At 68.6% G+C, this 19,731-nt stretch carries 17 protein-coding genes; 15 read left to right on the top strand and 2 right to left on the bottom strand.

Features of this window, described 5'->3' with window-relative positions; translation table 11 throughout:
• Positions 1 to 135 precede the first annotated feature (135 nt).
• The 3 genes from E0H45_RS18710 to E0H45_RS18700 are packed head-to-tail and all read left to right on the top strand — an operon-like array spanning position 136 to position 2,147.
• Entirely contained in the window at positions 136 to 1,326 is a 1,191-nt protein-coding gene (locus E0H45_RS18710) for an ROK family transcriptional regulator (RefSeq protein ID WP_131338943.1), read from the top strand.
• Positions 1,327 to 1,367: 41 nt separating this feature from the next.
• Positions 1,368 to 1,727, top strand: coding sequence for a VOC family protein (locus E0H45_RS18705; RefSeq protein WP_131338941.1), 360 nt, complete (start codon positions 1,368 to 1,370; stop codon positions 1,725 to 1,727).
• Between the two features lie 15 nt (positions 1,728 to 1,742).
• The gene (locus tag E0H45_RS18700; RefSeq protein WP_131338939.1) at positions 1,743 to 2,147 is read left to right on the top strand and encodes a hypothetical protein; all 405 of its coding nucleotides are present in this window, start codon (positions 1,743 to 1,745) and stop codon (positions 2,145 to 2,147) included.
• Here the strand turns inward: E0H45_RS18700 and E0H45_RS18695 are convergent.
• Positions 2,124 to 2,660 (bottom strand): winged helix-turn-helix transcriptional regulator, encoded by a 537-nt coding sequence (locus tag E0H45_RS18695; RefSeq protein ID WP_238155084.1) that lies wholly within the window; start codon positions 2,658 to 2,660, stop codon positions 2,124 to 2,126. The genes E0H45_RS18700 and E0H45_RS18695 overlap by 24 nt on opposite strands.
• Before the next feature lie 27 nt (positions 2,661 to 2,687).
• Between E0H45_RS18695 and E0H45_RS18690 the strand changes: the two genes are divergently transcribed.
• From E0H45_RS18690 to E0H45_RS18665, 6 genes are all read left to right on the top strand, one after another.
• A complete protein-coding gene (locus E0H45_RS18690; RefSeq protein ID WP_238155083.1) occupies positions 2,688 to 3,146 on the top strand; it encodes a nuclear transport factor 2 family protein in 459 nt (152 codons plus the stop codon).
• Between the two features lie 128 nt (positions 3,147 to 3,274).
• On the top strand, positions 3,275 to 5,026 hold the full coding sequence (locus E0H45_RS18685; RefSeq protein ID WP_131338937.1) for an ABC transporter ATP-binding protein: 1,752 nt from the start codon (positions 3,275 to 3,277) through the stop codon (positions 5,024 to 5,026).
• The gene (locus E0H45_RS18680; RefSeq protein ID WP_131338935.1) at positions 5,019 to 6,800 is read left to right on the top strand and encodes an ABC transporter ATP-binding protein; all 1,782 of its coding nucleotides are present in this window, start codon (positions 5,019 to 5,021) and stop codon (positions 6,798 to 6,800) included. The genes E0H45_RS18685 and E0H45_RS18680 overlap by 8 nt, the downstream gene beginning before the upstream one ends.
• A 109-nt stretch (positions 6,801 to 6,909) precedes the next feature.
• Positions 6,910 to 7,842 (top strand): ABC transporter ATP-binding protein, encoded by a 933-nt coding sequence (locus tag E0H45_RS18675; protein WP_131338933.1) that lies wholly within the window; start codon positions 6,910 to 6,912, stop codon positions 7,840 to 7,842.
• A complete protein-coding gene (locus E0H45_RS18670; protein WP_131338931.1) occupies positions 7,842 to 9,197 on the top strand; it encodes an ABC transporter permease in 1,356 nt (451 codons plus the stop codon). The genes E0H45_RS18675 and E0H45_RS18670 overlap by 1 nt, the downstream gene beginning before the upstream one ends.
• 112 nt (positions 9,198 to 9,309) lie before the next feature.
• A complete protein-coding gene (locus E0H45_RS18665; protein ID WP_238155082.1) occupies positions 9,310 to 11,979 on the top strand; it encodes an alkaline phosphatase family protein in 2,670 nt (889 codons plus the stop codon).
• 118 nt (positions 11,980 to 12,097) lie between these two features.
• Here E0H45_RS18665 and E0H45_RS43265 read toward each other — a convergent pair whose 3' ends face one another.
• A complete protein-coding gene (locus tag E0H45_RS43265; protein ID WP_238155081.1) occupies positions 12,098 to 12,391 on the bottom strand; it encodes a hypothetical protein in 294 nt (97 codons plus the stop codon).
• On the opposite strand from E0H45_RS43265, the gene E0H45_RS18660 reads away from it, so the two are divergent.
• From E0H45_RS18660 to E0H45_RS18635, 6 genes are all read left to right on the top strand, one after another.
• The gene (locus E0H45_RS18660) at positions 12,287 to 12,682 is read left to right on the top strand and encodes a DNA/RNA non-specific endonuclease (protein WP_337590415.1); all 396 of its coding nucleotides are present in this window, start codon (positions 12,287 to 12,289) and stop codon (positions 12,680 to 12,682) included. The genes E0H45_RS43265 and E0H45_RS18660 overlap by 105 nt on opposite strands.
• The gene (locus tag E0H45_RS18655) at positions 12,679 to 13,071 is read left to right on the top strand and encodes an antitoxin YezG family protein (protein WP_131338925.1); all 393 of its coding nucleotides are present in this window, start codon (positions 12,679 to 12,681) and stop codon (positions 13,069 to 13,071) included. The genes E0H45_RS18660 and E0H45_RS18655 overlap by 4 nt, the downstream gene beginning before the upstream one ends.
• A gap of 119 nt (positions 13,072 to 13,190) precedes the next feature.
• A complete protein-coding gene (locus tag E0H45_RS18650; protein WP_131338923.1) occupies positions 13,191 to 15,218 on the top strand; it encodes a HelD family protein in 2,028 nt (675 codons plus the stop codon).
• 54 nt (positions 15,219 to 15,272) lie between these two features.
• The gene (locus E0H45_RS18645) at positions 15,273 to 16,544 is read left to right on the top strand and encodes a hypothetical protein (protein ID WP_238155080.1); all 1,272 of its coding nucleotides are present in this window, start codon (positions 15,273 to 15,275) and stop codon (positions 16,542 to 16,544) included.
• 38 nt (positions 16,545 to 16,582) lie between these two features.
• Positions 16,583 to 17,968, top strand: coding sequence for a glucose-6-phosphate dehydrogenase (locus E0H45_RS18640; RefSeq protein WP_202872387.1), 1,386 nt, complete (start codon positions 16,583 to 16,585; stop codon positions 17,966 to 17,968).
• Between the two features lie 90 nt (positions 17,969 to 18,058).
• Positions 18,059 to 19,690: a carboxylesterase/lipase family protein gene (locus E0H45_RS18635; protein WP_165546510.1), complete on the top strand. Its 1,632-nt coding sequence runs from the start codon at positions 18,059 to 18,061 to the stop codon at positions 19,688 to 19,690.
• Positions 19,691 to 19,731 lie beyond the last annotated feature (41 nt).

Raw genomic sequence — 19,731 nt, 5'->3', positions numbered from 1 at the left:
CCTCGCGCCGACCAATAGAATCGATAGGAAACTAACTTAACTATCAGCGGCACCACAAGGGATCGCCAGAACTTGTTGGCCGAGTTGTCCGAGTTGACCGAATTGTTAAGTTGCCAGGGAGCGAGGGGGTTCGGCGTGACCGTTGTTGCCGGAGGCGCTGCGGCTGCGCGCCCGCAGCTGATCCGCGAGATCAACGAGAAGGTGCTGCTCGACCACATCCGACGGTCAGGGCCGATCTCGCGCACCGAGCTCGCCGGGCTCACCGGTCTGTCGAAGCCGACCGTGTCCGCGGCGCTGGGCTCGCTGGAGCGGACCGGTCTAGTGCACGTCACCGGTCAGCGGACCGGCGTACCCGGGCCTGCGGCCAATCTGTACGAGGTGCGGCCCGAGGCGGGGTTCGTGCTCGGGCTCGACGTCGGGCGCGAGTACTTGCGTGGTGGAATCGCGGATCTCGCGGGGACGGTGCGCTCGCGGTTGAGCGTGCGGACCAAGGCGGTTGACGCGATGGCCCGCATTCAGGAGCTGGTCGATCTGACAGCGACACTCGCCGCGGAGGTCGGCATCGAGGTCACGCAACTGACCCAGACCGTGCTCGGCAGTCCCGGTGTCTACGATCCCCGGCTCGACGCGCTGACGCTGACCGGCCGGCTGTCCGGCTGGGATTCGCCGGCGACACTGGCTGCGCTGCGGGAGCGTTTCGGCCCGTCCCTCATGATCGAGAACGACGTGGACGCGGCGGCCATCGCAGAGCGGGCGCACGGGCACGGTCGGGACGTCGACAGCTTCGCGTTCGTCTCGGTCGGCACCGGTATCGGGATGGGCCTGGTGCTCGACGGCAAGCTGCGGCACGGGTCGCACGGTGTGGCAGGGGAGATCGGGTACCTGCCATTCACCGAGGGCAGCGGCAGTGACCCGCGGGACGCGCGGAAGCGGGGCGGGTTCGATGCGTCGGCGTCGGCGGCTGCCGTCGTACGGGCGGCGCGTCGGGCGGGTGTCCGTGGGGCCTCGACAGCGGAGAAGGTGTTCGCGGCTGCGGTCCGGGGTGATGCGCTCGCGGCGGCGGTCGTCGCCGAGGAGGCGTTGCTGGTCGCCAAGGCGGTGTGCACGGTGATCACCGTTGTGGATCCCGATCTGATCGTGCTGGGCGGCGGTATCGGGCAGGCGCCGGGCTTCCTCGAGGCCGTGACCAAGCAACTGCATCAGCTTGCCCCGGTGATGCCAGAGGTGAAGGCGAGTGTGCTCGGTACGGAGACCGTGGTGGCAGGCTGCCTCGCCGCCGGCCTCGATCGCGCCTGGCAGACACTCGTCGGAAACTCGGCCGGTTAACCGGACGTAAACCGTCCGCAATGGCTACTAAGGTGCGAGCCATGGCTATCGCTAAGTACCCGAGTTTCGTGCTGGACTGCCCGGACGCTGCCGTCCTCAGCCAGTTCTACGGCGAGTTGCTGGGCTGGAAGGTCGAGGCCCGCGACGGCTGGGCCGACATCCGCCCGGAGGACGGGCGCAACTGCATCTCGTTCCAGCAGGTCAAGGACTTCAAGGCGCCCTCCTGGCCGAGTCAGGACGTTCCGCAGCAGCTGCACCTCGACGTCATGGTCGAGGACCTCGACGCGGCCGAGCCCGAAGTACTGGCGCTCGGCGCGACCAAACCCGACCACCAGCCCGGTACGTCGTTCCGCGTCTTCCTCGACCCCGCTGGACACCCGTTCTGCCTCTGCGTCGACTGACCGTAGGGTGAGGGGGTGACGAGCTGGCGGGAGGAGCGACGACAGGCTGCGGTCGAGCATGCGGCCGCGCTCGAACGCAAGAAGGCCGCCGAGAGCGCTCAGGCGCGACAGCTACTGGCCGGCTTCATCGAGACATTGAAGGAGCGCGGCGTCGAACCTGAGCCGTTGCGTGCTCAGGTCATCGGCTCGAACGCCAGCTACCGCACCGATCTCACCGGGTGGTACCTGCGCCGCAACCGCTCGCTCGCCGTGGACGTCGACGGGAACTTCTACATCCTCGGCGTACCCGCCAGCCTCAAGTCCCGCGTCGCAGGCGTCCGGGTGCTCCCGTCCGACCCGCCGCTCGTCGTCGGTCAGGGCGCCCGCGACGGCGAGTCGATGCCGCTCGCCGAGCTGCTACGCCTTCGGCTCGAGTCCTGACAGCACGCTCGCGATCAACGCCGTACCGGGAGCGGTCCGGCCGCCAGGGCCGGGCGAGGGTACGACGTCATCCACTGCCAGCGCCTCGCCACACTCCGAGCAGCACACCGTCGCCGTCGTGACCTTGCCGCACGACGTGTGGGTGAACCGCATCGGCTGGCCGGCCGGGGGAGTCGCCCACCGATCACCCCAGGCGGTGAGTGCGATCAGGATCGGCACGAGCTCCTGCCCCGCGTCGGTCAGCTCGTAGCTGTAGCGCACCGGGTTCTGCTGGTACGGCGTACGTCGTACCAGGCCGCCGTCGATGAGCGTGGCGAGCCGGTCGGTGAGCAGGTTGCGGGAGATGCCGAGGTCCGTGACGAACTGGTCGAAGCGGTTCAGGCCGAGGTAGAGATCGCGCAGCACCAAGGGCGTCCACCAGTCGCCGATCAGCTCCAGGGACTGGGCTAGCGAGCAGTGCATCGAGGCGAAGCTGGTGTTCCGCATGCCCTCGAGTGTAGTCAGTTGCGTCATTGAACTCACTATGGCTACGGTGGGCACATGGGGATCTACCACCGGATAGTGGGACGGCAGGTGCGGAACGCGTTCGCGCAGATCAGCGCGGGCAACTGGGAGGCGATGGTGGCCGGGATGGCGCCGTCGTTCACGTACCGGTTCTACGGCGATCACGCGCTCGGCGGCGAGCGGCGTACGCACGAGGCGTTACGGCGGTGGTGGGAGCGCTGCTTCCGCCTGCTGCCCGGGACGCAGTTCGAGGTGCAGGACGTGCTGGTCACCGGCTGGCCGTGGAACACGCAGGTCGCGACGGCGGTCACCGTGCACGTCAACGTCGTGGACGGTTCGACGTACGAGAACGTCGTGCACCAGTTCCTGCGGATCAAGTGGGGAAAGATCACCGACGTGCGCACTCTCGAAGACACCGCAGTCCTGCAGCGCACCCTCGACCGCTTGGCTGCCGCCGGGTACGCCGAAGCGCACGCGGAGCCCATCGTCGGCTGATACCCGCAGGTTGCGGTCACGGCCGGAAACTCGGGTGCGTTCTGTCGGTGGTCGCGACTACGGTCGGTTGAGTGCTGACGCTGCTGCGATACGGAGTGCGGGTTGCACCTGGAGGCACCCTTCTGACGATGGGTCTGGCCGTCCTCGGTTCGCTGCTGGGGATGGCGGTCACGTTGCTGACCGGCCGGGTCGTCGGGGCGGTTCCAGGCGTGATCGACGGTGGCCCGAACGCGATGCCGATCGGCGAGTTCAGTTGGCTGCTGGGCGGCCTGCTCGCGGTCTTTGTCATCGACAGCCTGACGCCCGCGGTGCAGCAGGTCGCGTCGCTGGTGATGGACGCCGGCCTGGTCCGCGCGATCGGCACCGGCATCACCGAGCCGCTGCTCAAACCGCGCCGGATCGAGCACCTCGAGAACTCCGAAGTACTGGATGTGCAGGAGCGCGCAAAGGGCAAGGGCGGCTTCCACCTCGCGCAGGGGCTGGGCCAGCTGCCGTGGTTGATCGCGAGCCGGGTGACGCTGGTCGGCTCGGCGGTGATCGTCGGCGTGATGTTCGCGTGGTGGGTGGCGGCGATGCTGGTCGCGGTCACGATCCTGCTGGAGTGGTACGGCGGTCGTCTGATCGAGCGCGAGGTCGACGTCTGGTGGGGCAACACCGAGGAGCAGCGCCGGGCGAACTACCTGTTCGACCTGGGCATGCGCGACGCACCGAAAGAGCTGCGCGTGTTCGGTCTGCACAACTGGCTCGTGGAGCGGTATGTCCGCGAGTGGACGGCCGGCTATCGCCCGGTCTGGGCCCGCCGCAAGCGGAACGCGAAGTGGTCGTTGCTGATCGGCGGTGTCCACCTGATCGCCAACGGCATCGCGATCCTCGCCGTCGGTCGCGCCGCCTACAACGGCACGCTCCCGCTCACGCAGGTCGCGACCACGCTGCCCGCGATCCTCGCGATCGGTCAGGCGAACAACGGGTACGGCGTGGCGCAGGTTCGCCGCGGACTCTCGGCGTACCGCGCGATGCGGGATCTCAGCGCAACGATCGACGAGCGGCACCCGGAGCCGGCCGTGACCACCAAGCATCGGATCGAGACGATGCCGACTCGCGAGATCCGGTTCGAGAAGGTGAGCTTCCACTACCCGGGCTCGGACGTCGCCGTACTGCGCGACCTCGACCTCACCATCCGCGCGCGGGAAGCGCTCGCGCTGGTCGGCGTCAACGGTGCCGGCAAGTCCACGCTGGTGAAGCTGCTCGGCGGCGCGTACAAGCCGACGAGCGGGCGGATCCTCGTCGACGGTGTCGATCTCGCGGACCTGGACCTGGCTGTCTGGCAGCGGCGGGTGGCGGCGATCGTGCAGGACTTCCTGCGGTTCCCGTTGTCGGTGACGGACAACGTCGTGTTCGGCGCCGTCGAGCGCGCGGGTGACGAGCTCACGCTGGCCAGGGTCGCGCGCGAGTCCGGGATCGACGAGGTTGTACGTCGGCTGCCGAAGGGCTGGGACACCGTGCTGGACAAGACGTTCGACGGTGGCGTCGACCTGTCCGGTGGAGAGTGGCAGCGGGTCGCGCTGGCTCGGGCGTTGTTCGCGGTGCATGCGGGAGCAGGCGTTCTGGTGCTGGACGAGCCGGCGGCGGCGCTCGACGTACGGGCCGAGGCCGAGTTGGTCGAGCGCTACCTGGAGCTGACGTCCGGAGTGGCGTCGCTGATCATCTCGCACCGGTTCTCCGTGGTGCGCAACGCGGACCGGATCTGTGTGCTGTCCGACGGCCGGATCGTCGAGGACGGCACACACGAGGAGCTGCTGGCGCAGAACGGCGAGTACGCCGGGATGTTCCGGCTCCAGGCCGAGCGGTACGTGACGGGACCGGAGGTAGTCGATGCGTAGCCTGCGGATCCTGTGGCTGTGGTTGTCCACGTCCTTCCGGGCCGCGCCCGGGCTGATGGCCATCTCGACCGTGCTGGTCGCGGCCCGCGCGATCACCGCACCGACCCAGACGTACGGCGTGAGCCGGCTGGTCGACGGGATCGCGTCGGACACGTCGAGCACGATCGCGCTGGGCATCGGCATCATCGTCGGCGGCCTCGCGGTGTCGTTCATCGCGGACGGCCTCGGGTGGCCACTGCAGGACACCGCGCAGGAGCGGATGGCGGGCCGCGTGCACGCCGACCTGCTCGATGTGACGACAGGGATCCCAGGTCTGTCACATCACGAGCGGCCTGATGTCGCGGACCGGCTGGAGTTGGTGCGCGAGAAGGCGTGGCGGATGGGTGTCGGCGCCGAGGTGTTGTTGTGGGCGTTCGCCACGGTGACGAACACCGCGACCGTGCTCACGCTGCTCGGGTCGGTGCATCCGCTGCTGCTCGTGCTTCCGTTGCTGGGCGGTGCGCGGATCTGGTCGGCGTACCTGAGCAGCACGCGGCAGAGCAAGGCGTGGGAGGAGTCGATGCCGCAGGAGCGGCTCGTCGACCGGTTGATCGAGGTGGCGAAGGATCCGCGGACCGGTCTGGAGCTGCGCGTGTTCGGGCTCGGAAAGGTCTTGCTGGACAGGATCTTCACGTTGCAGACGCAGCGGTTCGACCGTCGGGTCGAGGCCGCGCGCTGGGGCGGGAAGGTGGACGGCTCGGTGCGGCTCGCCTTCGGTCTCGCGTATGCCGCGGCGATTGTCTGGGTCGTCGCGCGGGCGCGGAACGGGCAGGCATCTGCGGGAGACGTCGTACTGGTGCTGCTGCTGGCGCCGCAGGTGGATCAGATGACCGGCGGTATCGCGCAGAACGTGTACTGGGTCGGTGAGGTCGTGCGCAGCTTCGGGCGGTACGACTGGCTGCGCGAGTACGCGAAACAGAACTCGTGGCGCTCCAGCGTCACCTCGGCGCCCGAGCGGATCAGCACCGGCATCGAGTTGCGGAACGTCGGATTCTCCTACCCTGGTTCGGATTCCGCGGTCCTGAGCGATCTGAACCTCAGCGTCCCGGCCGGGTCCGCGGTCGCGCTGGTGGGGGAGAACGGCGCCGGCAAGACGACGCTGGTCAAGCTGCTCGCCCGGATGTACGACCCGACGACCGGCCAGATCCTGGTCGACGGCGCGAACCTGGCGACGATCCAGCCGGACGCCTGGCGGTCGCAGCTGTCGGCGGGGTTCCAGGACTTCGTAAAGTTCGAGTTCACCGCGCGGGAGGTCGTCGGGATCGGCGACATCGAGCGGGCCGACGACGAGGACGCCGTACGGACGGCGGTCGTGCGCGGTGATGCCGAGTCGGTGATCGCCGGGTTGCCGCGCGGGCTGGATTCCCAGCTGGGCAAGAAGTTCAGCGACGGGGTCGAGCTGTCCGGCGGGCAGTGGCAGCGGCTCGCGCTGGCCCGCGCGTTCATGCGCGAGCGTCCGTTGCTGTTGTTGCTCGACGAGCCGACCGCGGCCCTCGACCCGGAGGCCGAGCACCGGCTCTACGAGCAGTACGCGTCCGCTGCGAAGATCGCCGCGACCGAGACCGGCGGGATCACCGTCCTGGTGTCGCACCGGTTCTCGACCGTGCGGATGGCGGACCTGATCGTCGTCATGCACCGCGGCCGTGTCGAAGAGGTCGGCACCCACGAAGACCTGCTCGCCGCCGGCGGCCGGTACGCCGAGCTCTTCGAACTCCAGGCCCGCGCTTACCGGTAGTGCAACTGAGAGGTCGCTGAGAGCTCAGCTGAAAGCAGTTCACCCCAGTTCGCCAATAGTTAACCTTCGGTCTTCACTTCTTAGTACATTGCTTTCTAATGTATTAACCATGGACGCACCGCCCTCTGTCCGCGCCCGCGGCATCACCAAGTACTTCGGTGAGGTCGTCGCACTCGACAGCGTCGACCTCGACGTCGCACCCGGCCAGATCCACGGCCTGGTGGGACCGAACGGAGCCGGCAAGACCACGCTCCTCGGTCTGCTGCTCGGCCTCGCCGTTCCCGACCGCGGCGAACTCGAGATCCTCGGTACGCCGGTCGGCCGCGCCCTCGCCGTCCCCGAAGGTGTCGCCGGCTTCGTCGACGGCCCCGGCCTCTACCCGTCGATGACCGCGAGGCAGAACCTGGCCGCGCTGGCCCAGTTGCGCGGTGACGGCACGATGAACATCGACGACGCGATCGACCAGGTCGGCCTCACCGACGTGGCCGACGACCGGGTCCGCGGCTTCTCCCTCGGCATGCGCCAGCGCCTCGGCCTCGCCGCCGCGCTGCTCACCAAACCGCGGCTGCTGATCCTCGACGAACCGTCCAACGGCCTCGACCCGGCCGGCAAGAAACACGTGTACGGCGTCCTCACCCGGCTGGCCGCGGACGGTACGGCGGTGATGTTGTCGAGCCACCGGATGGACGACGTCGAGGCGCTCTGCTCCGAGGTGACGATCCTGTCGACCGGACGCGTCGCGTTCTCGGGCCCGATCAGCAAGCTGGCCTCGGAGGACAGTGAACTCGACTACCGCGTCATCACCTCGAACCCGGCAGCAGCCCGTCGAATCGCCCGCGAGACCAAGGGCATCCGACTCCGCGATGAGGACGCCGTACAAGAAGGTGTCGAGTTGCTGGTGATCTCAGCATCCGTGCCGGCGCTGGACGAGTTCGTCAAGCGGCTGGTCCGCGACGACATCGCCGTACGGGAACTCGCACCGGTGGTGTCGCCACTCGAGGCCGCCTTCATCGCCCTCACCGAGCAGCAGGAGACCAACTGATGACGGCCACCGTGGCTGCCCCCGAGACCCGTGACAGCTCGGTCGCCCGCCGGGTGCCGATCATCCGCGGGTACCGCTTCGAGCTCGTCAAGCTGCTCACGCAGTGGCGGGTCCGCGTACTGATCGTCGCGTGCTGGCTGGCACCCGCCCTCTTCGTCGCCGTCATCAGCCAACAGGCGTCGCTTCCGGTCGACACGTTGTTCGGCCGCTGGATGCACGCCACCGGATGGGCCGGTCCGCTTGTTCTCTTGGGCTTCTCCGGTTCCTGGGCGCTGCCGTTGCTGACCTCGCTGATCGCCGGTGACGTGTTCGCGTCCGAGGACCGCCTCGGCACCTGGCGCCATCTGCTGGTCGCGGTCCGCTCGCCGCGCCGGATCTTCATCTCGAAGGCGCTGTCCAGCCTGACCGTGATCCTGGTCCTGGTGATCGGCCTGGTCGTGTCGAGCACGATCAGTGGCCTGCTGGTCGTCGGCAACCGGCAAATGATCGGCCTCGACGGTCACCTGCTCTCACCGGGCAGCGCGGCCGGCACTGTGTTCCTCGCCTGGCTGTGCGCCCTCGCACCGACTCTCGCGCTGGCCGCGATCGGCCTGCTCGGCTCGGTCGCGCTAGGCCGCTCGCCGATGGGCCTCCTGCTCCCGGCGGTCGTCGCCCTCGCGATGCAGATCGTCCAGCAACTGCCGGTCCCGGTCGCCTTCCGCCTCGCGCTCCCGGGCTACGCGTTCATCAGCTGGAACGGCCTCTTCACCAGTCCGGCACAGCTCGGCCCGCTGCTGATCGGCGTGATCGTCAGCCTGGTCTGGGCCCTCGTCGCGACCGGCCTCGCGTATTTCATCTTCGTACGCCGTGACTTCACCAACCCGTCGCACGACGGCTCCGGTCGCCTCGCGTTGACGGCCGGCCTGGTGCCCCTCGTCGTCCTGCTCGGGGTCACTACCGCGGCCGTCGCTCCGGTGACCGGGTTCGGGTCGGGGATCGACCAGGACAAGGTGCAGCGGGCAGTCGCGGTCGAGTTCGCGCACCTGTACCGGCTGCAGACCAAGCAGCTGAACCGGGCCGACGTGACCGAGGAACAGCTGCAGAGCGCGGCCGAGTGCACCAAGGGCGGCGACCAGGTCGCCGCGCGCGGGCCGGGCAACGACTGGCGCTGCGTCGTCAGCTGGCACATCCCCGGGGTGGAAGCGGCCGGCTCGGCGATCTACCAACTCGACATCAACCCACTCGGTCGGTACGTGTCCGACGGGGACGGACCGAAGGAAGTGAACGGCTTCTTCCTGGTCCGCACCCCGTCCGGGGACGAACCGAACCCCCTGTGGCAGTTCGACGGCAACATCGAACTGCTACCTGCCAACTGAAGCCCAACCCGAAGGGACAACTCCCATGCAGGTAACACGCCGCCGCAGGCGTGACACGGCACAGTCTTACGGAGAGGGCTCGCCAAGTCCCCGCCGGCGCAGGCTACCACTGGTGACCGCGGGGGCCACTGCGCTCGCGGTGACTCTGGCCGGCACCGCGGTCGCCTCGACGACCGGCTTCGGACACGACCAGGTCGGACAGGTCACCGACAAGGGCCAGGTCATCTCGTCCGACCAGTACATCAAGCCGATCGGCGACCGTCTGGTCCTCCAGAAGGGCAAGATCATGTCGTCCGTGGTCAGCCCGGACGGCAGCCACCTGGCGGCCTCCGTGACCGACGGCGGGATGGCGCTGGCGATCATCGACCTGAAGAACTGGAAGGTCCAGCAGTACATCGGCAACAACGCCGTGGCGGATCTCAAGATCCCCGGTAACGACGTCGGCCAGGAGGGTCCGACGTACTCGCCGGACGGCTCGCAGGTCTGGCTGGGGCAGACCGACGGCTACCGGAAGTTCACCGTGAATTCCGACGGCTCGCTGGCGAACCCGACGTTCGTCGCGATCCCGGCCGACGGCGCCAAGCACTCGCTGGCCGCGGAGGCCGTGTTCTCCGCCGACAGTTCCACCGTGTACTCCGCGGTGAACGGCCAGAACCGGGTCGTCGCGATCGACACCGCGACCGGTGCGATCAAGCAGAGTTGGGCGACCGGCAACGCGCCGCGCGACCTGGTCATGGTCGGCGACAAGTTGTACGTCAGCAACGAGGGCGGCCGGACCGCCAAGCCCGGCGACACCACGATCAACTCGTACGGCACCGACGTCGTGGCGAACCAGAACGCGGTGACCACGACCGGTACGGTCAGCGTGATCGACCTGAAGAACCCGAGCGCCGCGGTGGCCGGCATCCCGGTCGGTCTGCACCCGACCGCGCTGTACGCGAAGAACGGCGCCGTGTTCGTCATGAACACCGCGAGCAACACGGTCTCGGTGATCAACACCCAGTGGGACAAGGTCACCCAGACCATCGCGACCCAGCCGTGGCCGGAGGCCTCGGTCGGCTACGAGCCCGACGGCGCCACACTGACCGATGACGGCCACCTGCTGGTCTCGCTCGGTCGCGCGAACGCGATTGCGGTCTACAAGTACAAGAACCCGCTGGAGCCGGTCAGCTACGTCGGCCTGCTGCCGACGGACTACTTCCCGGCCGAGCTTGCGCAGGTGGGCAAGGACATCGTGGTGTCCAACACCCGGGGCGTCGACGCCCGCCGCGAGACGACGGCGGCGGGGCACAGCACGCACGACACCACGTCGAGCCTGACCAAGTTCCAGTTGCCGGATGACCAGGCGATCAAGAAGTACACCAAGACCGTCTTCGACCAGAACGGCTGGACGAACGGCTCGGCGCAGGTCGCCACGGACCAGGGCCGTCGCAAGCCGGTGCCGGTTCCGGCGAAGCTCGGCGACCCGTCGACGATCAAGCACGTCTTCCTGATCGTCAAGGAGAACCGGACCTACGACCAGCTGTACGGCGACATCCCGGAGGGCAACGGCGACCCGGCGCTGGCGCAGTACGGCGAGAACGTCACGCCGAACCAGCACGCCCTGGCCAAGCAGTTCGGGCTGTACGACAACACCTATGACATCGGCACGAACTCCGCCGAGGGTCACAACTGGTTGATGCAGGCCGACAACCCGGAGTACACCGAGTCCTCGGCCGGTGAGTACCTGCGCAGCTACGACACCGAGAACGATGCCCTCGGCCACCAGAAGAGCGGCTTCCTCTGGACCGGTGTCCAGGCGGCCGGCAAGTCGGTGAAGAACTTCGGCGAGTTCCTGTCGATCGAGCAGAAGCCGGCCGACGGGACCTGGCAGAACTACTTCTGCGACACGAAGAACATCATCGCGACCGGGGCGGACACCAAGTACCCGATCGCGATCGGGTCGGCGATCCCGTCCCTGAACAACGTGTCGGTGCAGGGCTTCCCGCAGTTCGACACCAGCGTCCCGGACATCTACAAGACCGAGATCTGGCGCAAGGACTTCCTGAAGAACGGTCCGGCGAACCTGAACATGTTCTGGTTGTCCAACGACCACACCGGTGGTCCGGCCAACGGCCCGGCGCAGGTTGCCGACAACGATCTGGCCACCGGCCGGATCGTCGACCAGATCACGCACAGCAAGTACTGGAAGGACTCGGCGATCTTCGTCGTCGAGGACGACTCGCAGGCCGGTCTCGACCACATCGACGGTCACCGGGCGCCGATCCAGATCATCAGCCCGTACGCGCAGCACGGTGCGGTGGACAGCCACTACTACACGCAGATCACGATGATCCGGACGATCGAGCAGATCCTCGGGATGAAGCCGATGAACCAGAAGGACACCGCGGCCACACCGATGTTCGGCGCGTTCACCAGCAAGCCGAACTACACGCCGTTCACGGCATTGCCGAACCGGGTCGCGCTGACCGACGGCCTGAAGACCCCACCATCCTGCGGTCTCGACGTGCCGGCGGCGCAGAACCCGGCCGTCGCGGCGGCGCCGGCGGTGACCGTCCCGGCCGGTATGGAATCGATGGCGGCGCAGTGGTCGGCGTGGAAGGACCAGCAGCGAACCACCGGCCCGAACGCCAGGGCCGACTTCGCGAACCCGGCCCAGATGAACCACTACAACTGGTACGAGGCCCACAACTGGTCCCTGCCGTACCCCGGTGAGGCCCAGATCTTCGCCCCGCAGAACGTTCCGGGCGCGGTGATCCCGGCCGCCGAGAACGACGGGTGACACGCGCAGGTCACCACAAGTTCAGAAGAGTCGTGTAGAACAACGACATGCCAGAAAGACCGCGGGCGTCGGCCCGGATCGAGCAACCCGCCGATCCGGCCGACGTCCGCGCGGTCGGTTACGGCCCGGACGACGTACCGGTGGTGCCGGACAAGTACGCCGGACTGCCGGTGCACAAGGAACAGTCCGGGCGGGTCGGCCGCTGGAACGCCGACCTGATGAAGCCCGAGCCGTCGGCCGTATACGTCGTCGACGACCGGTACCTGTACGCGACCGACAAGGCCGGGCGGGTGGCCCACGCCGAGGGCTGGCTCGGCTGGCTGCCGACCGACGAGAACGACGACCGCCGCAACGTGACCGCGCACGGGAGGCCGGCGAGCCCGATCGGCAACCCACCGACGACGGCGGTCACCTGTTCGCGACGGTGTTCGACGGTCCGGGCGAGGCGATCAACCTCACCGCGCAGTCGCAGGAGCAGAACCGGGCGCACGCCGGGAGCAACAACTGGCGCGCGATGGAGCAGACCTGGCAGGCGATGCGGGCCTCCGGCATCCAGGTGCACGCCGCCATCGACGTCCGGCACGCGAACGGTACGACGGATCGGCCGTCCTCCCGCAGCGTCGTCGACCGTCACAACGGCGAACACTCACCCAGGCGTATCTTCAGAGAGACCAAGCCGGTGTCGTCCCGGGAGCGTGCATGAGCGAGCTCGGCGCAATCGACAAGATTGCCCGCGCCCTGGTCGCGGACCTGCCGGCCGGGTGGCGTGAGGTCAGTGCGGTCTACCGGGCGACGACGTCGTACGCCGAACTGGACGCCGCCGTGCTGCTGCCGTCGGGGGAGACCCAACTGGAGACGCTGCCCGAAGGCCTCGAGGATCATTTCGAGGAGCTGCGGCGGGCGATGTACCAGCCCGGCAAGGGCGCCTGGCTGACGGCCAAGGTCACGGTGACGTCGACCGGGCACTTCGCGACCGACTTCGACTACGACCACGAACCGGCGTGGTCGATCCCTGTCGACCCAACGATCTACCCGGCCGATCTGGCCGCGTTCCCCCGGGACGCCGAGCACACGCCCGACTGGCTGAAGTAAATCGGTGGCTGCCCATCGACCTCGGTGGTAACGTCCCCGGTCTGTCTTTTCGGGATCGAATCGAACCGGATGGATCTGCTCCGGGGCGGGACCCAGCTCACGATTCGAGGCTCTCACCGATGGTCGAACCTGAATTAGCGTCCGAACGCGCCTTTCTCGGCGCCGCCCGCACTGCACTCAGCAAGATGTACGCCGAGGTCGTGGACCGTGACGTCCAGATCATCGGCGGCGAGGACAACGACGAACGCTTCACCAACGAGGCCAACCAGCGGGCCAAGGAGATGCGCACGCACGCGCTCCTCGACCTGCCCGACGTACCGCTGTTCTTCGGCCGGCTCGACTACGAGCACGGCACGATCGAGGACATCAACCAGATCTACATCGGCCGCCGGCATGTCCACGACGGGTCCGGCGTACCGCTGGTGATCGACTGGCGCGCGCCGGTGTCGGTGCCGTTCTACCGGGCGACCCCGAGCGATCGGCGCCGGGTGCTGATGCGCCGTCGCTACGGGTTCTCCGATCACGCCGACCTGACCGGGTTCGAGGACGAACCGCTGACCGGTGCCGTCGTGTCGGACCAGGCGGACAAGTTCCTGCGGTCCGAGATCGAGCGGCCGCGCACCGGCCCGATGCGCGACATCGTGGCCACGATCCAGCCCGAACAGGACGACCTGGTCCGCGCGCCGCTGCACCCGAGCGTCTGCGTCCAGGGCGCGCCCGGCACCGGCAAGACCGCGGTCGGTCTGCACCGCGTCGCGTACCTGCTCTACACCGAACGTGAACGCCTCGGCCGCGGCGGTGTCGTGATCGTCGGACCGAACCGGTCGTTCCTGTCGTACATCCGCAAGGTCCTGCCCGCGCTGGGCGAGGTCGACGTACGGCAGATCACGATCGACGAGCTGCTCACTCGCCCCACCGCGGCCACCGACGCGACGGAGGCCGAGCGGCTGAAGGGCGACGCGCGGATGGCCGACGTACTGCGCCGCGCGTTGTGGTCGTACGTCGGTACGCCGACCGAGGGAGTCCTGTACAGCAAGGGATCCCGGCGTTACCGGGTGCACGACTACGAGGTGGTCGACATCGTGTCGGACCTGCGCGAGTCGACCCGGTACGCGCCCGGGCGGAACGCGCTCGCGCAACGGATCGCGCACGTCGTGCTGGTCCGGATGGAGGAGCGCGCCGAGTCGCCGGACGACCGCGTGCAGAACGCGGTCGCACGCTCGAAGCCGGTGAAGGACGTCCTCGACTCGGTCTGGCCGCGAGTCGCCCCCGAGCAGGTCCTGCACCGGCTCTTCTCGGACGCGGACTTCCTGACCGCCGCGGCCCCGGACCTGACCGACGAGGAGCGTACGGCGTTGCTGTGGCCGAAGCCGCCGCGCTCGTGGAAGTCGGCGAAGTGGTCGTTCGCGGACAACGTCCTGCTCGACGAGCTCGAGGACCTGATCGAGCGGCGTACCGGATCTCTCGGGCACCTCGTCCTGGACGAGGCGCAGGATCTGTCGGCGATGCAGCTGCGGGCGCTCGGCCGGCGCTGCCGCACGGGATCGGCCACGGTGCTCGGTGATCTCGCGCAGGCGACGACACCGTGGGCCGCCGGATCCTGGGACCGCGTGCTCGGGCATCTCGACAAGGGTGACGGCGTCGTGGCCGAGCTCGACCGCGGGTTCCGGGTGCCGGAGCAGATCATCAGCTTCGCGGCGAGGCTGCTACCCGAGATCGCGCCGACGCTCGGCACCCCGAGCGGCGTCCGGACGGTCGCTGACGCGCTGAGCATCATCCCGGCCGACGCGTCCACCTTCGCGGACCAGGTGGTGGCCGAGTGCCGGGCGGCACTCGAGGGCGAAGGTTCGGTGGCGCTGATCGCGGCGGACGACCAGGTCGTGGCCCTGCGGGACGCGATCGCGGCGGCCGGACTCGAAGTGGCGCTGATCGGGGAGACCGAGGACGAGATCGACACCGTGCGCCTGGTGTGCGTGCCTGCCACGCTGGCCAAGGGCCTGGAGTTCGACGCGGTCGTGGTCGCCGAGCCGGCCCACATCGTCGCCGCCGAGCCCCGCGGCCTGCACCGCCTGTACGTCGTCCTCACCCGAGCGGTCAGCCGGCTCCAGATCATCCATGCCGAACCCCTGCCGAGTGCCCTGGCCTGATCCTCTCGCGGCGTTATCGTCCGGTGTGCAAGCAGCCGGATCGGGGAGGCACATGTGAGCGGTTTGATCGTCTTGATGGTGATCGCGCTGCTGCTGGTCGTGGCTGCGATCGTGTGGGGGATCGTCGCGCTCGTCCGCCGGCAGCAGTACATCGGTTCGATCCGAGAGCGTGGCTGGAGCTTCGTCAACAGCCCGACGTTCGACGCGGTCGCTCGGCTGAGCAATCCGCCGTTCGGGGTCGGGTTCGTGCGCAAACCCGACGACCAGATCACCGGGATGACCGCAACCGGCCGGCCGTTCCAGGTGATCGAGTACAAGTCGGCGTACTGGTCGGGCTGGGTCGGCATGGTGACGTTGTCGCGGCGTCTCCCCGAGCTGTGGATCACGGGCGGCGAGACGGCACCGCGGTACGGCATTCTCGCGCACGGCGTGGTCGCTCCGGCGCAGCTCGGGCCGGGGTGGCAGGTCGGCGCGATGGACCCGGCGTTCGCGCACGAGGTGATGACCTCGGAGCTGTGCGTGCAGCTGAACGCGCTGGCGGCGGGCCAACCTGGCGTGAACCTCGGCGTCGACGGCGACCAGATCGTCGTACTGAATCCGCCTCGCAAGGAGCTCGATCAGCTCGGTGTCTGGCTCGAGCAGCTCGGCGCGATCGCGGCGGCGATCGACGCGACGCCGCTCGACCACTGGATCCAGCCGGAGCCGGAGCCGCGGCTGAGGTTCTACCACCACCCGGACTGGTACTGGATCGGCGCCGACGACAACCTGCTGCAGTACACGCCGGTCAAGGGTGGCGGTTACGGTCACCGCACCGACGAGGTGATCCGCGGGCGGGACGGTGACGGGCCGCCGTTCGTCGCGTTCAAGCACCACTGGAAGACGTCGCACACCGAGTCGTACACCGACAGCAACGGCAACACGCAGACGCGGACCGTGGTCAACAACCACTCCGAGGCGATCCTCGGCTTCCAGTTGCCGGCCCGGATGCCACAGCTCAGCGTCGGGCCGAAGGGTTTCCGCAACGGCATCAGCTTCGAGAGCGAGGCGTTCAACGACCGGTTCGCGGTCAGCTCGGCGGACACCAAGTTCGCGTACGACGTGATTCATCCGCGTCAGATGGAGTATCTGATGGCGACCCCGGGTGCGCCGTTCCGGATCGTGGAGGACTGGGTCTGGTTCACGCCGGGGGAGCACAGCCAGCCCGCGATCGCGTTCTGCTCGGCATACCTGCGCGGTTTCCTGGGCTGGGTCCCGCGTTTCGTCTGGCGCAACCTCGGCCTGCCGGACACGCCGTACCCGTCCGCCGAGTCCACCCCCGTAAGCTAGCGGGAATGCGCTTCCCGTCCCCAGCGTTGGGTGTCCACGTGTTGATTCAACGTACCGTCGTCATCTTCGGCGCCAGCGGCGACCTGAGCTCCCGGTTGCTGCTGCCCGGCCTGGGCAGTCTGCTCGCCGGCACGCGCGCCACCGCTGTGCGGATCATCGGCACCGGCCGGACGCCGCTCGCGGCGGACGAGTGGACGGGCCGCGTGCGGACTGCCTTCGAGTCCCATGGGGAGATCGGGCCCGTTGCGGCCGAGACCCTGGGGACCACGCAGTACGTCGCAGGCGACCCGACGGATCCCGGGCACCTGCGCGCGCTCCTCGAGCTCGCCGGCCCGGCACCGGTGCTGTACTTCTCGCTGCCGCCGGCCGTGACGACCGCGATCGTCGAGACGCTGCAGCGGGTCGAGCTCCCGGAGGGCACCGAGCTGGCGTTCGAGAAGCCGTTCGGCACCGACGCCGCGTCCGCGGCCGCGCTGAACAAACTGGTCGCCTCGCTCGTCCCCGAGGAGAACGTGCACCGCGTCGACCACTTCCTCGGCCGCACCGCCGTCCTGAACCTGATCGGCCTGCGGTTCGCCAACCGGCTGTTCGAGCCGGTCTGGAACGCCGAACACATCGAGAGCGTCGAGATCGTGTACGACGAGACGCTCGGCCTCGAGGGTCGCGCGCAGTACTACGACAACGCGGGCGCGCTGGTTGACATGATTCAGAGTCACCTGCTACTCGTTCTCGCCCTGCTCGCGATGGACGCCCCGGCCACGATGGACGCGGTCGAGGTACGCAGCGAGATGGCTCGAGCGCTGCGCAGTACGCGCCTGTACCGCGGCTCCGCGATCGAGGCGAGCCGGCGGGCCCGGTACACCGCGGGCATCGCGGACGGTCGCGTGGTTCCGTCGTACGCCGGTGAAGCGGGCGTGGACCCGGCCCGGGAGACCGAGACGCTGGCCGAGGTGACGGTCGAGGTGGGCACGAACCGCTGGGCGGGTGTCCCGTTCACGCTGCGATCGGGCAAGGCGCTCGGCGCCGCGCGCAAGGAGATCGTGATCAAGTTCAAGCCGCTGCGGCACCTGCCGTCCGGCCTGCACGGCGGACGCGACGGCGAGACCCTGCGAATCGGTCTGAACCCGGGGGAGCTGTCGCTGTCCGTCCCGGCGCTCGGCGTCGACGGCCCGTACACGATGGGTCAGGTCTTCCTGGACGCGACGCTGCCGTCGTCGTCGGTGCTCCCGTACGGCGAGGTGCTGAACGGCATTCTGCGCGGCGACCCGCTGCTCTCGGTGCGCGGTGACGTCGCCGAGCGCTGCTGGGAGATCGTCGAGCCGGTGGTGGCCGCCTGGCAGGCCGACGAGGTGCCGCTGGAGGAGTACGAAGCCGGGTCCGACGGGCCCGCCGAGTGGCAGGCCGCCGGGGAGTACGCCGCCTGAAACCAGGGACTCTCCCTGGGGCGATGGGTGCTCGCGCGCTGAAGAGTGGTGGCGGTAACGAACCACTCACTCAGACGAGGTACCCCAATCGTGAGAATCACCCGTTCCCGGCGACCACGCCTCCTGCTCGCCGCCGCAGCGGCGACAGTGGCGGCAACTGCGGCCGCGACCCTGGCAATCGGCTCAGGCGGCCTGCCCACCGCCGACGCCACGACCTCCAACCCGGTTGTTGCTACGGGCAACGGTGCTGTCCGTGGTGTGGGAGCCGACGGCACCTACTCCTTCCGCGGTCTGCCGTTCGCCGCGGCGCCGACCGGGAATCTCCGGTGGCGGCCGCCGCAGCCCGCAGCCAGTTGGCGGGGCGTGCGCGACGCAACGTCGTACGGACCGGGCTGTCCGCAGGCACCAAGCGTCGTGACGCCTGGCCAACTGTCCGAGGACTGCCTCTACCTCAACGTCTCGACACCGGCCCTGCACACCGCCACCAAGCGCCCGGTGCTCGTCTGGATCCACGGCGGTGGCCTGGTCGGAGACAGCGGCTCCAACTACGACGGCACGAAGCTCACGAAGGCCGGCGCGGTAGTCGTGACCATCAACTACCGCCTCGGCGCGTTGGGCTTCCTGGCCCACCCGGCGCTGGCAACACGGCCCGGGGGACCGGCGGGCAATTACGGGCTGATGGACCAGCAGGCCGCGCTGCGCTGGGTGCAGCGCAACATCGGCCAGTTCGGCGGCGACCCGCACAACGTCACGATCGCGGGTGAGTCCGCGGGTGGCCTGTCGGTGCTCGCGCACGTCACATCGCGCAGCTCGAAGGGCTTGTTCCAGCGGGCGATCGTGGAGAGCGGCGCGTTCGCGCTGGAGCAGGAACCGCTCGCCAAGGCGGAGACGTTCGGCAAGGAGTTCGCCACCAGGGTCGGCTGCCTGGACCAGTCGGCGGACTGCCTGCGGAAGGTCCCGGTGCAGACGCTGGTCGACAACATCTCGACGGCGACCGCCCTCATCCCGGGCGTGGTCGACGGAGCGGTGCTGAAGGAATCGATCGGTACGGCGCTCGCCGCCGGCCGGTTCAACAACGTGACGATCCTGAACGGCAGCAACCACGACGAAGAAGCGCTCTTCACCCTCGGCGGCCGCGTCGTCAGCCGCGGGTACAACCTCCCCTACATCAGCCCGGTCACCGCGGCGAACTACGAGAGCAACATCGCCGGCGCGCTGCGGGTGGCGCCCGCACAGGCCGCCGCGATCGCCAAGGAGTACCCGCTGGCGTCGTACGCCACTCCGGACAAGGCGTTCGGCACACTGGTCGGCGACGCGACGTTCGCGTGCGGCGCGGCTCAGGTGAACAAGTGGACCGCACGGCGAGTTCCGACGTACGGCTATGAGTTCAACGACGACACCGCGCCGTTCCTCTTCGCCCCGGCCGGCCTGCTCTCGGTGGCCACGCACGGCTCGGAGATGTGGTATCTGTTCGACCTCCCGAACGCTCCCTTCCCGGTCCCGCTGAACGCCGAACAGACCGCACTGGCCGACTCCATGCGTGCCGCGTGGGTCAACTTCGCGAAGACAGGCAACCCCTCGACGCCCTCGACGTACTGGCCCGCTTCAGGGCACACCGGTCGGGTGCTGTCCTTGGTGCCACCGGCGCCGCAGCTGTCGACGGACTTCGCGGCGCGTCATCACTGTGCCACTTTCGCACAGAATCTTGACAAGGTTAAGTAATAGACCCAATATCCTATCCGATTCGGTTTTCTCCTGAGTTC

The sequence above is a fragment of the Kribbella soli genome, from assembly GCF_004331345.1.
GTDB classification, from domain to species: Bacteria; Actinomycetota; Actinomycetes; order Propionibacteriales; family Kribbellaceae; genus Kribbella; species Kribbella soli.
This window is presented reverse-complemented; position numbering and strand designations above follow the sequence as displayed.